The 13,141-nt window shown below is 71.2% G+C and carries 14 protein-coding genes; 4 read left to right on the top strand and 10 right to left on the bottom strand.

Features of this window, described 5'->3' with window-relative positions:
- Window positions 1-43 precede the first annotated feature (43 nt).
- Window positions 44-901: an SURF1 family protein gene (locus ABTX18_RS12290; protein WP_352122658.1), complete on the top strand. Its 858-nt coding sequence runs from the start codon at window positions 44-46 to the stop codon at window positions 899-901.
- Between the two features lie 45 nt (window positions 902-946).
- Here ABTX18_RS12290 and ABTX18_RS12295 read toward each other — a convergent pair whose 3' ends face one another.
- The 7 genes from ABTX18_RS12295 to ABTX18_RS12325 form a co-directional block, all read right to left on the bottom strand.
- Window positions 947-2,155 carry a hypothetical protein gene (locus ABTX18_RS12295; RefSeq protein ID WP_352122659.1) on the bottom strand — a complete coding sequence of 403 codons (1,209 nt, stop codon included), beginning with the start codon at window positions 2,153-2,155 and terminating at the stop codon, window positions 947-949.
- A gap of 98 nt (window positions 2,156-2,253) precedes the next feature.
- Window positions 2,254-2,829 carry a SigE family RNA polymerase sigma factor gene (locus tag ABTX18_RS12300; protein WP_352122660.1) on the bottom strand — a complete coding sequence of 192 codons (576 nt, stop codon included), beginning with the start codon at window positions 2,827-2,829 and terminating at the stop codon, window positions 2,254-2,256.
- A gap of 359 nt (window positions 2,830-3,188) precedes the next feature.
- On the bottom strand, window positions 3,189-4,253 hold the full coding sequence (locus ABTX18_RS12305) for an aspartate-semialdehyde dehydrogenase (RefSeq protein ID WP_352122661.1): 1,065 nt from the start codon (window positions 4,251-4,253) through the stop codon (window positions 3,189-3,191).
- Entirely contained in the window at window positions 4,250-5,521 is a 1,272-nt protein-coding gene (locus tag ABTX18_RS12310; RefSeq protein WP_352122662.1) for an aspartate kinase, read from the bottom strand. Before ABTX18_RS12310 ends, ABTX18_RS12305 begins: the two co-directional genes overlap by 4 nt.
- A 249-nt stretch (window positions 5,522-5,770) precedes the next feature.
- Window positions 5,771-6,430, bottom strand: a complete 660-nt coding sequence (locus tag ABTX18_RS12315; protein WP_352122663.1) for a DUF5063 domain-containing protein — start codon at window positions 6,428-6,430, stop codon at window positions 5,771-5,773.
- 101 nt (window positions 6,431-6,531) lie between these two features.
- Complete coding sequence (gene recR / locus ABTX18_RS12320) at window positions 6,532-7,131, bottom strand: recombination mediator RecR (protein ID WP_352122664.1); 600 nt, start codon at window positions 7,129-7,131, stop codon at window positions 6,532-6,534.
- A 79-nt stretch (window positions 7,132-7,210) separates the two neighbouring features.
- The gene (locus tag ABTX18_RS12325; protein WP_352123083.1) at window positions 7,211-7,546 is read right to left on the bottom strand and encodes a YbaB/EbfC family nucleoid-associated protein; all 336 of its coding nucleotides are present in this window, start codon (window positions 7,544-7,546) and stop codon (window positions 7,211-7,213) included.
- Between the two features lie 380 nt (window positions 7,547-7,926).
- Here ABTX18_RS12325 and ABTX18_RS12330 point away from each other — a divergent pair, with 380 nt between their 5' ends.
- A complete protein-coding gene (locus tag ABTX18_RS12330) occupies window positions 7,927-8,721 on the top strand; it encodes an SLATT domain-containing protein (RefSeq protein ID WP_352122665.1) in 795 nt (264 codons plus the stop codon).
- A gap of 83 nt (window positions 8,722-8,804) precedes the next feature.
- On the opposite strand, the gene ABTX18_RS12335 is transcribed toward ABTX18_RS12330, so the two are convergent.
- The 3 genes from ABTX18_RS12335 to ABTX18_RS12345 all read right to left on the bottom strand — a co-directional run bounded on the left by ABTX18_RS12335 (window position 8,805) and on the right by ABTX18_RS12345 (window position 11,769).
- Window positions 8,805-9,455, bottom strand: coding sequence for a putative DNA-mimic protein (locus ABTX18_RS12335; protein ID WP_352122666.1), 651 nt, complete (start codon window positions 9,453-9,455; stop codon window positions 8,805-8,807).
- 132 nt (window positions 9,456-9,587) lie between these two features.
- On the bottom strand, window positions 9,588-10,343 hold the full coding sequence (locus ABTX18_RS12340; protein ID WP_352122667.1) for a GntR family transcriptional regulator: 756 nt from the start codon (window positions 10,341-10,343) through the stop codon (window positions 9,588-9,590).
- A gap of 64 nt (window positions 10,344-10,407) precedes the next feature.
- Window positions 10,408-11,769 carry an aspartate aminotransferase family protein gene (locus ABTX18_RS12345; protein ID WP_352122668.1) on the bottom strand — a complete coding sequence of 454 codons (1,362 nt, stop codon included), beginning with the start codon at window positions 11,767-11,769 and terminating at the stop codon, window positions 10,408-10,410.
- Between the two features lie 168 nt (window positions 11,770-11,937).
- On the opposite strand from ABTX18_RS12345, the gene ABTX18_RS12350 reads away from it, so the two are divergent.
- Window positions 11,938-12,531 (top strand): DJ-1/PfpI family protein, encoded by a 594-nt coding sequence (locus ABTX18_RS12350; protein ID WP_352122669.1) that lies wholly within the window; start codon window positions 11,938-11,940, stop codon window positions 12,529-12,531.
- A complete protein-coding gene (locus ABTX18_RS12355) occupies window positions 12,528-13,016 on the top strand; it encodes a MarR family winged helix-turn-helix transcriptional regulator (RefSeq protein ID WP_352122670.1) in 489 nt (162 codons plus the stop codon). Before ABTX18_RS12350 ends, ABTX18_RS12355 begins: the two co-directional genes overlap by 4 nt.
- Window positions 13,017-13,141: the final 125 nt, after the last annotated feature.

Genomic DNA, 13,141 nt, shown 5'->3' on the forward strand with positions numbered 1-13,141 from the left:
CCCCCGCTCCGGAGGGCCGGAGCGGGGACCGTACCGTGGAGGGGTGTACCGGTTCCTGCTGACCCCGCGATGGTGGGGGATCAACCTCTTCGTCGCGCTGGCCATCCCGTTCTGCGTCTTCATGGGCACCTGGCAGCTCGGCCGCTTCGAGGACCGCGTGCAGACGCACGAGGCCGCCGAGGAGCGGCCCGCACCGGGCACGATGGCCGCGGAGCCGCTCGACGAGCTGCTGCCCGTCGACACGGTCACCTCCGGCCGTCCCGCGACCGCGAGCGGCCGGTACGCCGACCAGTTCCTGGTGCCCGGCCGGAAGCTGGACGACCGCAGCGGCTTCTACGTGCTGGACATGCTGCGCACCGACAGCGGCAAGGCTCTGCCGGTGGTACGCGGCTGGCTGCCCGGAAAGGCCGGAAAGACTCCTGTCCCGGCAGCGCCCGCCGGCCGGGTCACCGTGACCGGTGACCTCCAGGCCTCGGAGAACACGGGCACTGACGGCGTCGACGCGAAGGGCGGCCTGCCGGACGGCCAGGTCGGCATGATCAGCGCCGCGTCCCTGGTCAACCTCGTCCCGTACGACGTCTACGACGCCTGGGTGACCCTCCAGGACACCGGCACCCGCGCGGGCGCGTCGGGGAGCGGCGCGTCCGGGACCGCCGACGCGGCCCTCACCACCGGTGCCCGGGACCGGGGTGACGCCGCGCTGCGTCCCGTACCGGCCGCCGCGCCCCAGGGCAGCGGGCTCGACCTGAAAGCGTTCCAGAACCTCGGCTACACGGGTGAGTGGTTCGTCTTCGCCGCGTTCGTCGTCTTCATGTGGTTCCGGCTGCTCCGGCGCGAGGCCGAAGCCGCCCGGGACCTGAAGCTCGGCCTGATCGCCGACGAGGACTCCGCAGCGAGCTGAAGCGCCCGCGCGCCCCGCTCCCCCGCCTCACGACGGCGTCACGCCTCACGGCGTGGGTTCGAGCACGCCCGTCCGGTAGATCGTGCCCGCGCAGGCGTTGGGGATCGTCGCCTCGGCGACCGGCGCGCCCGGTTCCGGCGTGTGCACCACGGACACGGTGCCCTTGGCCGCCCCGTCGCCCTCGTCGCTGCCGAACTGCGTCTCCGTACCCGCCTCGCCGTCCCCGGTCCCCGTGCCCGTAGTGGACCCGGCCGCGCCCCCGGTGCTGCCGGCCGCTCCGTCCGTGGGCGTCGGGGAGGGCGAACTGCCGGTGGTCGGGCAGGTCTCCTCGGGCACCCAGGCGAACTGCACCTCGTAGGACATCTCCGGCTCCAGGAGCACCGAGGCCTCCTCCTGGGAGGGATCGGGCAGCCCCGACGCCGGGTCCCCCTGGGTGTGCCGGACGACCACGATCCTGGCCGGGTCCGCCGCACCCGTCGTCGTGAAGCCCACGGTGCCGCTGCTGCTCACCGAGCAGTTCTTGCCGGACACATTGGCGATGCGGAAGGTCCCGTACACCGTGCCGTCGGCACCGGCCGCGCTCGTGGCGGCCGAGGCGACCCCGAGCTGATCGGGGGCGCAGGCCGGCATGACGGCCGGCGCACTGACGGCCGGGTCGTCCGCGGAGCCGCCGTCCGTCTTCTCGTCCGCGCCCCGGCCGCTGCTGCCGGAGGGACTGACCGTGCTCTGGGGAGTGCCGTGGTCGCCGCTCTGCTGCCCTTCGTCGCTGCCGCCGGTGCCGCCCCCGCTGCCGGATTTCGCACCGGGCTCCTCGCCGTTGCCGCCCTGTGCCTGCTCGCCGTGACCGGCGATGGCGGGGCTGGCGGTGCTCGAGGTCTCGGAGGTGGCGACGTGGACGAACGCGGGAACCGCGGTGCCGATGAGCAGCGCGGCCGCCGCGGCTCCCACCAGCGCCTGCCGACGACGCGCTCGTCGTGCGGGCACCGCACGGTACAGGTGGTCCAGGGTGCCGTCGCTCGGTTCGAGGCCCTGTACGGCGCCGAGCATCATCCGGCGCAGCGCGGCCTCGTCGAAGGGGTCATCGCCGAGGGAGCCGGAACCCGGGCCGAAGAGGCTGGAGACACCGCCGGAGGCGGCGCCGCCTTCCGTACCAGCGGCGTCGCCCGGGTCCGCCTGCGGCTCCTGACCCGAGTCGTTGTCCGTGTGCGGGGAGTCCCGGTCCGCGTGCGGGGTGTTCTCCGGCCCGTGGTTCACAATTCCGTTCCCAGTCCGGTCATTCCAATGTCCGCGAGCAGGCCGGCGCCCGTCCCCGTTCCCGTCGTCGCGCCCGTGGTCGTCGTCGTGGCGCCCGCTCATGCCTGCGCCTCCATCACCACACGCAGCGCCGCGATGCCGCGGGAGCCGTACGCCTTCACCGAGCCCAGGGATATCCCCAGCGTGTCGGCGACCTGCGCCTCGGTCATGTCGGCGAAGTAGCGCAGCACCAGCACCTCCCGCTGGCGCCGTTGCAGCCCCCGCATCGCCTTGATCAGCGCGTCCCGCTCCAGCTGGTCGTACGCCCCCTCCTCCGCGCTCGCCATGTCCGGCATCGGCTTGGAGAGCAGCTTCAGCCCGAGGATGCGCCGGCGCAGCGCGGAGCGGGAGAGGTTGACGACGGTCTGGCGCAGGTACGCGAGCGTCTTGTCGGGTTCCCGTACCCGGTTGCGCGCCGAGTGAACGCGGATGAACGCCTCCTGCACGACGTCCTCACAGGACGCCGTGTCGTCCAGCAGCAGGGCGGCGAGGCCGAGCAGCGAACGGTAGTGGGCGCGGTAGGTCTCGGTGAGGTGGTCGACCGTGGTTCCGGCTGCCACGCTCTCCTCAGCGCCCACGCGCTGGGACGGCAGCCCCGCAGGCCGCGCGGCGGGCATGGGCGCGATCACCGGCATACCACCGGACGCGCGGGGCCGTCTGAGCGGCCGCACCGAAGCGCCGCGCAGGGGGCCCACCACTGTGATATCGAGAACCTCTGCCACGCCAGTTGGACACGTTTCCCCCCGTCAGGGTTGTACGCATACGGCACCGCGTTTGACACCATGCGATAGGCCCTCATACGTACCCGCTCTTCCCCAAATGCCCCGAATGTGCGCCCCGTCATGCAAGAAGTGACCGCTGAGACGCCTGCCACCCGGCCGGCGGTTGCGACGGGCCGAAAGGTCATCGTCGGCCACCGCGATACCGCAGCTCAAGAGGTTCAGACCAGCAACTTGCTCACAGGGCATCCACAGAGCGTACAAAACAGGTTCGATCAGGACCGGGGAAATTCGGCAGCCACCGCTTCGGCGATCTGCGCCACGTTCAGCGCCGCCCCCTTACGGAGGTTGTCGCCGCATACGAAGAGCTCCAGGGCCTGGGGGTCGTCCAGTGAGCGGCGTACCCGGCCGACCCAGGTCGGATCGGTGCCCACCACATCGGACGGGGTGGGGAAATCGCCCGCACCGGGGTTGTCGTAGAGCACCACCCCCGGCGCGGTGGCCAGGATCTCGTGGGCCCGGTCGACCGCGACCTCGTTCTCGAACCGGGCGTGCACGGACATCGAGTGCGTGCCGATCACGGGCACGTACACGCAGGTCACCGAGACCCTCAGGGAAGGCAGATCGAGGATCTTGCGGCACTCGCCGCGGATCGCCAGCTCTTCGGACGACCAGCCGTCGCCCGCGTCGGTACCGGCCCACGGCACGACGTTGAGCGCGATGGGCGCGGCGAACGGGCCGCCGTCCGTATCGCCCACGACCCGGCGTACGTCGCCCGGCTTCGTGCCGAGTTCGGTGCCGGCCACCAGCGAGAGCTGCTCGCGCAGTACGGCGACGCCGTCGCGCCCGGCTCCGCTCACCGCCTGGTAGGAGGAGACGACGAGCTCCCGCAGCCCGAATTCGGCGTGCAGGGCGCCGACCGCGACGATCAGCGACAGCGTCGTGCAGTTCGGGCTCGCGACGATGCCCCGCGGCCTGATCCGTACGGCATGGGGGTTGATCTCGGGCACGACCAGCGGGACGTCGCCCGCCATCCGGAAGGCGGCGGAGTCGTCGATGACGACGGCGCCCTTGGACGCGGCGAGCGGCGCCCAGCGTGCGGACACCTCGTCGGGCACCAGGAAGAGTGCCACGTCGACGTCGTCGAAGACGTCCTCGGTGAGCGCCAGGACCTCGGCCTCCTCACCGCGCACGACCAGCTTGCGGCCGACGACGCGCGGTGAGGCGATGAGTTTCACCTCGCCCCAGACATCCGCGTGCTGCGAGAGGATCTGGAGCATGACGCCGCCGATCGCCCCGGTCGCGCCGACGACCGCGAGCGAAGGGCGGCGTGCGGTCATCGGCCGGTGCCCCCGTACACGACTGCCTCGTCGGAGTCGCTGTCGAGACCGAAGGCGGTGTGCACGGCGCGTACGGCCTCGTTGACGTCGTCGGCGCGGGTGACCACCGAGATGCGGATCTCGGACGTCGAGATCAGCTCGATGTTCACGCCGACGTCGGAGAGCGCCTCGAAGAAGCCCGCGGTGACGCCCGGGTTGGTCTTCATGCCCGCGCCGACCAGGGAGATCTTCGCGATCTGGTCGTCGTAGCGCAGCGACTCGAAGCCGATGCCGGCCCGGTTGCGCTCCAGGGCGTCGATGGCCTTGCGGCCCTCCGCCTTGGGGAGCGTGAAGGTGATGTCGGTCAGACCGGTGGCCGCGGCGGACACGTTCTGCACGACCATGTCCATGTTGATCTCGGCGTCCGCGATGGCGCGGAAGATCGCTGCTGCCTCGCCCGGCTTGTCGGGCACGCCGACGACCGTGACCTTGGCCTCGGAGACGTCGTGGGCGACTCCGGAGATGATGGCGTGCTCCACCTGCTGGTCCCCTTGCGGCTCGTTGCTGACCCAGGTCCCGCGCAGCCCCGAGAAGGACGAGCGGACGTGGATCGGGATGTTGTAGCGGCGTGCGTACTCCACACAGCGGTGCAGCAGCACCTTGGAACCGGACGCGGCCAGTTCCAGCATGTCCTCGAAGGAGATCCAGTCGATCTTCTGGGCCTTCTTGACGACCCGCGGGTCGGCGGTGAAGACACCGTCCACATCGGTGTAGATCTCACAGACCTCGGCGTCCAGCGCCGCCGCGAGCGCCACCGCGGTGGTGTCGGACCCGCCGCGGCCGAGGGTCGTAATGTTCTTGCCCTCCTGGCTGACGCCCTGGAACCCGGCGACGATGGCGATGTTGCCCTCGTCGATCGAGGTCCGGATGCGGCCCGGCGTGACATCGATGATGCGCGCTTTGTTGTGGACCGAGTCGGTGATGACACCGGCCTGACTGCCCGTGAACGACTGGGCCTCGTGGCCCAGGTTTTTGATCGCCATCGCCAGCAGGGCCATGGAGATCCGCTCTCCGGCGGTCAGCAGCATGTCGAACTCACGCCCGGCCGGCATCGGAGATACCTGCTCGGCGAGATCGATCAACTCGTCCGTCGTGTCGCCCATCGCTGACACCACGACAACCACCTGGTTGCCGTTCTTCTTGGCGTCGACGACTCGCTTGGCGACCCGCTTGATGCCTTCGGCATCGGCTACGGAGGAGCCTCCGTACTTCTGCACGACAAGGCCCACGTGCGCTCCTCGCTCAATCCATTTATCGCGGTCGGCTCAGTTTAACGAGCAGGCCGGAAACGCCCCGCTGATATCACCTGTTGAGATGTCCCGCTCACCAAGTGATCGTCGGCGTGTCGCTCCGGTCTGCTCGTACGAGGCTGCTGCCCGCCGATCTCCGGCTCACTCCCTGATGTGGCCCAGTCCACACCCGGCCGGGCTCCGAAGTCCGGAGCCGGTGAGCGCCCGCGCCCGGTGCCGGCCGGTCCGCTACTTGACCGGCCGCAGCCCCAGCGGGCCCGCGATCTCCTCGAGCATGACGCGGCCCGCCTCCTCGGCGAGGTCGTCGTCGGCCGCTTCCTGGTCGGTGTCCAGGCCGTCGAGTTCCTGCAGGGGCTGGTTCAGGCGGATGTGGGCGATCAGGGACTGGAGCGCGCGCAGGGTGGCGGAGGCGGTGGCGCCCCAGTTGGAGAAGTAGGAGAACTGCCACCACCACATCGCCTCCGTGGTGCGGTCCTCCTCGTAGTGGGCGAGGCCGTGGCGCAGGTCCGTGACCAGGTCGGCCAGATCGTCGGAGATGCGGGCGGGGACCGGGGCCTTGCGGGGCTCGTACGGGTCGAACACCTCGGAGTAGACGTCGATCGGCTCCAGCAGGGCCGCGAAGCGCTCGCGCAGGCCGTCCGCGTCCGGCTCGGCGCCCAGGTCCGGCTCGTAGCGCTCGTCGGGAAGGATGTCCTCGTACGCGCCCAGCCGGCCGCCGGCCAGCAGAAGCTGGGAGACCTGGAGGAGCAGGACCGGAACGGCCTCCTCGGGCTCCTCGACGTGGGACACCTCGGTGACCGCGACGACGAACGTCTTGATCTGGTCGGCGATCTGGACCGCGAAGTCGTCCGGGTCCTGAGTGACAGTGTTCAGCGTGGCGTCAGACATCGAGGTGACCTCCCGTGGGCGCGGTCGGAGACGGTGTGTAGAACATAGCGGCGCTGAACGTAAAGCCGTCGTGAGACCGCCGCTCGGCGGCCGGAAGCCGGTCAGACATCGAGCAGCCGCCTCCCCTCGAAGGCGCGGCCGAGAGTGACCTCGTCCGCGTACTCCAGGTCGCCGCCCACCGGCAGGCCGCTGGCCAGCCGGGTGACGCGCAGGCCCATCGGCTTGACCATCCGCGCCAGGTACGTCGCGGTGGCCTCGCCCTCCAGGTTGGGGTCGGTCGCCAGGATCAGTTCGGTGATGGAACCGTCGGCGAGACGGGCCAGCAGTTCGCGGATGCGCAGATCGTCCGGGCCGACGCCCTCGATCGGGCTGATCGCACCGCCCAGGACGTGGTAACGGCCCCGGAACTCACGGGTCCGCTCGACCGCCACGACGTCCTTCGGCTCCTCGACCACGCAGATGACCGTCCGGTCGCGGCGCGGGTCGCGGCAGATCCCGCACTCCTCCTGCTGGGCCACGTTGCCGCAGACGGTGCAGAAGCGGACCTTGTCCTTGACCTCCAGCAGGGCATGGGCGAGACGGCGCACGTCCGTGGGCTCGGCCTGCAGGATGTGGAAGGCGATCCGCTGCGCGCTCTTGGGACCGACGCCGGGCAGCCTGCCCAACTCGTCGATGAGTTCCTGAACCACGCCTTCGTACAACGGAACGCCTTTCGAGCCGGGTCGGCTGCGTCGTGGTACGTACCGTAGGGGGTACGCACGGTATTGGATATGTGCGGGATCAGAAGGGGAGGCCGGGCATGCCGCCCAGGCCCTGGGTCAGCGGGCCCAGCTTCTGCTGCTGGAGCTGCTGGGCGTTCTCGTTCGCCGCCTGGACCGCCGCCACGACGAGGTCCGCGAGCGTCTCGGTGTCCTCCGGGTCCACCGCCTTCGGATCGATCACCAGGCCGCGCAGTTCGCCGGAGCCGGTGACCGTCGCCTTCACCAGGCCGCCGCCCGCCTGGCCGTCCACCTCGGTCCTGGCGAGCTCCTCCTGAGCCTCCGCGAGGTCCTGCTGCATCTTCTGGGCCTGCTGCAGCAGCTGCTGCATGTTGGGCTGACCACCACCGGGAATCACGGTCACTCCAGGCATTTCGACGACAAATGTTTCGGTAAGCCGAGCCTACGTGCTCCCCGGGCGACGCGCCCCACCCACTGGCGAGCAACCCTTTCGAGTGAGTTCTGGCGAACCGTGCCAGGGCTCCTATACCTGACCAGAGGCCCTGTGCACCCAGAAATACCGCGATTTCGACCCCATGGCCCACCATTCGGCGGTAGGAAAGGGGGGCGTCCCGGTACACGCGCACGCATCACCCGTCACGCAAGGTTACGTACGGGGGACTGCGGGTCGCACCGAGGGCCGGTGAGCAGCGAGTGCACCGAGAGCAGAGATCCGCCCATCGTCGAGTACGCGGTCGACACCACGCGTCGCTATGCAGCATGCAGAGGAGTGCCCCGGTGAGTCAGCCGGAGATGCAGCCCGAGGGGCCGCCCCGCAACGAATCCGGTGTGCCCGGTCCGGCCGTCTCCTCGGGTGGGGGCTCCGGCGCCCGGAGCCGTGAGGCGCAGGGCAGGGACCTGACCGGGACCCCCTTCCCGCTCGGCGACTGGGGCGAGCCCGCCCAACGGCTCGACGAGCTGTACCGGTGGGTCGAGGCGGACGCGCTGCGCACCGCCGACTGGTATCTGGGCGACCGGGTGTGGAAGCGGCGCGGTGCCAGGGCGCTGCGGATGGGCACCGCTGCCGGGGCGGTCGCGGGCGCCGCGCTGCCGCTGCTGGACCTGACGGGCGCGCTGCACGGCGCTGCGGGCTGGGGATATCTGTCGTTGCTGCTGGGCGCAGCGTGCATGGCGTGCGACCGGTATTTCGGGCTGACCTCGGGGTGGATAAGGAATCTGGCCACGGCGCAGGCCGTGCAGCGGCGCCTCCAGGTGCTCCAGTTCGACTGGGCGTCGGAGTGCGTGCGCGAGGTGCTCGGCCCGGCCGAGGGGACGGCGAGCGAGGCGGCCGAGCGGTGTCTGGGGGTGCTGCGGCGCTTCTCGGAGGACATCACGGAGCTCGTACGGTCGGAGACGGCGGACTGGATGGTGGAGTTCCGGGCCGGTCCCGCACCGATGGGGATGCAGGCCCTGGTCTCCGGCGGCGCGGGCGGCGGGCGCGCGGAGCAGGGGGCCCTGCCCGGCAGGTTCCCGCTGCAGTCGATGGGCCGGCCGAACATGCCGCGGCAGCGGCCGCCGGAGTCCCCGCGGTGACCGGCCTCCGGTCCTCCGGTCACCGGTGAGCACCGCGGGGAGCGGCGGGTCCGACGCACGCCGTCGGCCTCTCAGTCGGCCTCTCAGCTGAAGATGATCATCGAGCCCTGGGCGAGGCTGCGGGTGACCGCCGCGTGCAGGCCGAGCCAGACGTGCCGTTCCCGGGCGAACGGGTTGTCGTCGTACGGGATCGGCCCCGCCGGTTCCTCCAGCGAGGTGGGCGCGGCGGGCGGCAGCGGGGCGGGCGGCGGGTTGGCCGGGTCGATGCCGATGGACGGGGCGACGAACTGCAGCTCCCGCAGCAGGCCGTGCGACGAGCCGAGCGGACCGCCGCCCTCCAGCAGGGCGTCGGTGGACAACGGCGCCGCGAAGTCCACGGGGACGTACGCGCCCGCGTGGTCGTAGTGCCACACCAGGTGGGACTGCTGGGCGGTCGGCTCGAACATCTCCAGCAACTGCTCGTAGTCCCCGCCCAGTTCGTCGACCGGGGTGACGGCCAGGCCGCTGAGACACAGGAGATAGGCGCGGCGCAGGAAGTGCAGCGCGTCGTAGTCGAAGCCGGCGACCGGCGCCACGTCACCGGTCAGCCCGGGCATGTAGGCGTAGACGGGCACGGGCGGCAGCCCTGCCTCGCCGAGCGCTCTGTCGTAGACGGCTATCTCTTCGGCGAAGGGGTTGTCGGGGCTGTGGCACAGCACATCGACGAGGGGGACCAGCCACAGGTCACAGGCCACGAAGTCTCGCTCTCATGCGGGGATGGGATGCGTGCGGTGGTGCGATGGTCGGGACAGCGTAATGCGGCCGGGACGTCGCGGACAGTGGCCCGGGACGTGCCGGCGCCTGGGGACGTCCACCGGTCCGGGCGCTCAGGGCTTCGGGCGGGCCGGGTCCGCGGGGAGGTCCGGCCGGTCCGGCCCGGGCGCCTGTCCCGGAGGGGCCGGGTCTCCGGCCTCGAGCCGGGCCGCCCAGCTCAGCGCATGGCTGTTGTAGTCCTCGACGGCGCTCAGCAGGGCCGCGCGGTCGCGGTGGGTGATCGCGGCGACGAGTTCGGGGTGCCCGTTCCACAGCCACTCCCGTACGTCGGCGTCGCCGCGCAGATACGGCACGGCGAAGACCCAGGCCTGGACGCGCAGCCGGTGGAGGAAGTCCGTGATGTAGCTGTTGCCGACGAGTGCGCCCAGCTCGCGCCAGAAGCGCAGGTCGTAGCCGATGAGGATGTCCAGGTCGCCGCCGCGCGCCGCCCGGGAGGCCTCCTCGGCCCGGCGGCGTACGGAGACGAGCGCGGCCTGGTGGGGGGCCTGCGCGGGGGGCGGCCCCGTGAAGACCTCCCGGATGACCCCGTCCATGACCAGGGAGCGGGCCTCCACCATCGCCCGGTAGTCCGCGACGGTGAACTCGTAGACGCGGAATCCGCGGTGCTGGTCGGATTCGAGCAGCCCCTGCGCGGAGAGGTCGAAGAGCGCCTCGCGGACGGGCGTCGCGGAGACCCCGTACTGCTCGGCGATCTGCTTGACCGTGAACTCCCGACCCGGCTGCAAACGCCCGGCGAGCACCTCGTCACGCAGCGCGTCCGCGATCTGCTGCCGCAGCGTACTGCGGGTGACAGCTCCGCTCGCGCGCATGGCGCCCCTCCCTGTTTCGGCCTCGGGTCACCTTAGACCGACCGTGGGGAGGGGCGCCGCAGCGTTACGCGGTGTGCTCGTCGGCCACGGACAGCGCGGCGTCCAGAGCGGCCAGGCCCTCCTTGGCCTCGGACTCGGTGACGTTGCAGGCAGGAACGGCATGTGTGCGGTTCATGTTGATGAAGGGCCACAGGCCGTTTTTCTTGGCGGCGGCGCCGAAGGCGGCCATCGGCGCGTTGGCCTCGCCCGTCGCGTTGTACGGGACCAGCGGCTCGCGGGTCTCCTTGTTGCGGACCAGCTCCAGCGCCCAGAACGCGCCGAGGCCGCGGACCTCGCCGACCGACGGGTGGTTCTCGGCGAGTGCGCGCAGACCCGGGCCGAGGACGTTCTCGCCGATGTGGGCGGCGTTCTCGATGACCTTCTCGTCCTCCATCACATGGATGGTGGCGACGGCGGCGGCGCAGGCCAGCGGGTGGCCGGAGTAGGTGAGTCCGCCCGGGTAGGGGCGGGTCTCGAAGGTGGCCGCGATCTCGGCGGAGATGGCGACACCGCCGAGCGGGACGTACCCGGAGTTGACGCCCTTGGCGAAGGTCATCAGGTCGGGCGTGACGTCGAAATGGTCGGCGGCGAACCACTTGCCGGTGCGCCCGAAGCCGGCCATGACCTCGTCGAGGACGAAGACGATGCCGTACCGGTCACAGATCTCCCGGACCCCGGCGAGATAGCCGGGCGGCGGCGTCATGATGCCGGCCGTGCCCGGGATGGTCTCCAGGATGATCGCGGCGATGGTCGACGGACCCTCGTACGCGAGGGTGTCCTCCAGGTGCTGGAGCGCGCGGGCGCACTCCTCGGTCTCGGTCTGCGCGTAGAACGGCGAGCGGTAGAGGAACGGGGCCCAGAACCGTACGACACCCGCTGAACCGTTGTCGGACGCCCAGCGGCGCGGGTCGCCGGTCAGGTTGATCGCGGTGGAGGTGGCGCCGTGGTACGAGCGGTAGGCGGAAAGCACCTTCGTACGGCCGGTGTGCAGCCGGGCCATCCGGACGGCGTTCTCGACGGCCTCGGCGCCGCCGTTGGTGAAGAAGATCTTGTCGAGGTCACCGGGGGTGCGTTCGGCGATGAGGCGTGCGGCCTCCGAGCGCGCCTCGATCGCGAAGGCGGGCGCGAAGGTCGTCATCTTCCCCGCCTGCTCCTGGATCGCGGCGACGACGGTGGGGTGCTGATAGCCGATGTTGGTGTAGACGAGACCGCTGGTGAAGTCCAGGTAGCGGTTGCCGTCGTAGTCCCAGAAGTACGACCCCTCGGCGCCTGCGACGGCGAGCGGGTCGATCAGGCCCTGGGCGGACCAGGAGTGGAACACGTGCGCGCGGTCGGCGGCCTTGACGGCCGCACCGGCAGCGGAGTCGACAGGGGGATGAGGGGTCATGCGACGAGCGTAGGCGGCGGCGGACGGCGGGCGGTATGGCCATCTTGTACGCCATGGGCCGCACGGTTCGGCAGGGTGTCGGGTCGGCGGCGCACTGGAAGGATTGACAACATGCTGTCTTAGCGACAGCATGTTGTCATATATCTTCTTCCCGCCGAGGAGGCCGTCATGACCAGCAGGACCGCACACCTCGCCGTGTACGACACCTTCGCCGACTGGGAGACCGGGCACACGACCGCCCACCTCGCCCAGAACGGCTTCACCGTCCGGACGGTCGGCCCCACCGCGGCCCCCGTCACCAGCATGGGCGGGCTGACCGTCCGTCCGGATCTCGCTCTCGCCGGGCTGCGCCCCGACGACAGCGCACTGCTGATCCTGCCGGGCGCCGCGCTGTGGGACTCCGGCGACGCGCTGGCCCCCTTCGCCCGCACCGCGCGCACCTTCCTTGACGCGGGCGTGCCGGTCGCCGCGATCTGCGGGGCGACGGCGGGACTGGCACGCGAGGGGCTGCTCGACGAGCGGGCGCACACGAGCGCGGTCTCCTTCTACCTCGCGGCCACCGGTTACGCGGGCGGCCCGCACTACATCGACGCCGACGCCGTCACCGATGGGGCCCTGATCACCGCCGGACCGACCGAACCGGTCGCGTTCGCCCGCGAGATCTTCGCCCGTCTCGGGGTGTACGACGAGAAGAAGCTCGACGCCTGGTACCGGCTGTTCCACGATTCGGACGCGAGCGCGTACGAGGTGCTGCAGGGATGAGCCACGCGGACCAGGACCGGCTGAGCCGGACCGCCCTCGGCGTCTTCCACCTCAACGGCCGGTTCCTCTCCGTGGCCGAGAAGCTGGCCGCTCCGGCCGGACTGACCGCCGCGTGGTGGCAGGTGCTCGGCGCGGTGATCACCGAGCCCCTGCCGGTCTCCGGAATCGCCCGCTCGATGGGCATCACCCGGCAGGCCGTGCAGCGCATCGCCGATCTGCTGGTGGGCAAGGGCCTCGCGGAGTACCTGCCCAACCCGGCCCACCGCCGCGCCAAGCTGCTCCGCCCCACGGCGGAGGGCCGCGCCGCGATGTCCCGGATCAACCCGGGGCACGCGGAGTTCGCGGAGCGCCTGGCGCGGGAGCTGGGGGACGAGGGCTTCGCGGAGACGGTACGGGTGCTGGAGCGGCTGTCCCGGGCCCTGGAGGCCGTGGGGTTGCCGGGGCCCGCCGTCCGGGCCGACTCCCCCGGCCGCTCCGGTGGTTGAGGGCATGGACCGCATCCGCGTTTGATCAGCTCCCGGCCGTCGCCCCGCCCACCGGCCCTCCGCCGGGGCGACCCGCGCGGCTATTCTCGTCCCCGTCCGGCGTGGCGCCGTACGGGGGAGGACTG

The organism is Streptomyces sp. NPDC096323 (assembly GCF_040302845.1).
In the GTDB taxonomy this organism is placed as follows: domain Bacteria; phylum Actinomycetota; class Actinomycetes; order Streptomycetales; family Streptomycetaceae; genus Streptomyces.

Coding starts and splice junctions, on each gene's coding strand:
- ABTX18_RS12300 (WP_352122660.1), bottom strand. CDS start 2,829: ATGCCGGTGATCGCGCCCATGCCCGCCGCGCGGCCTGCGGGGCTGCCG.
- ABTX18_RS12305 (WP_352122661.1), bottom strand. CDS start 4,253: ATGACCGCACGCCGCCCTTCGCTCGCGGTCGTCGGCGCGACCGGGGCG.
- ABTX18_RS12315 (WP_352122663.1), bottom strand. CDS start 6,430: ATGTCTGACGCCACGCTGAACACTGTCACTCAGGACCCGGACGACTTC.
- ABTX18_RS12340 (WP_352122667.1), bottom strand. CDS start 10,343: ATGCGCGCGAGCGGAGCTGTCACCCGCAGTACGCTGCGGCAGCAGATC.
- ABTX18_RS12345 (WP_352122668.1), bottom strand. CDS start 11,769: ATGACCCCTCATCCCCCTGTCGACTCCGCTGCCGGTGCGGCCGTCAAG.
- ABTX18_RS12350 (WP_352122669.1), top strand. CDS start 11,938: ATGACCAGCAGGACCGCACACCTCGCCGTGTACGACACCTTCGCCGAC.
- ABTX18_RS12355 (WP_352122670.1), top strand. CDS start 12,528: ATGAGCCACGCGGACCAGGACCGGCTGAGCCGGACCGCCCTCGGCGTC.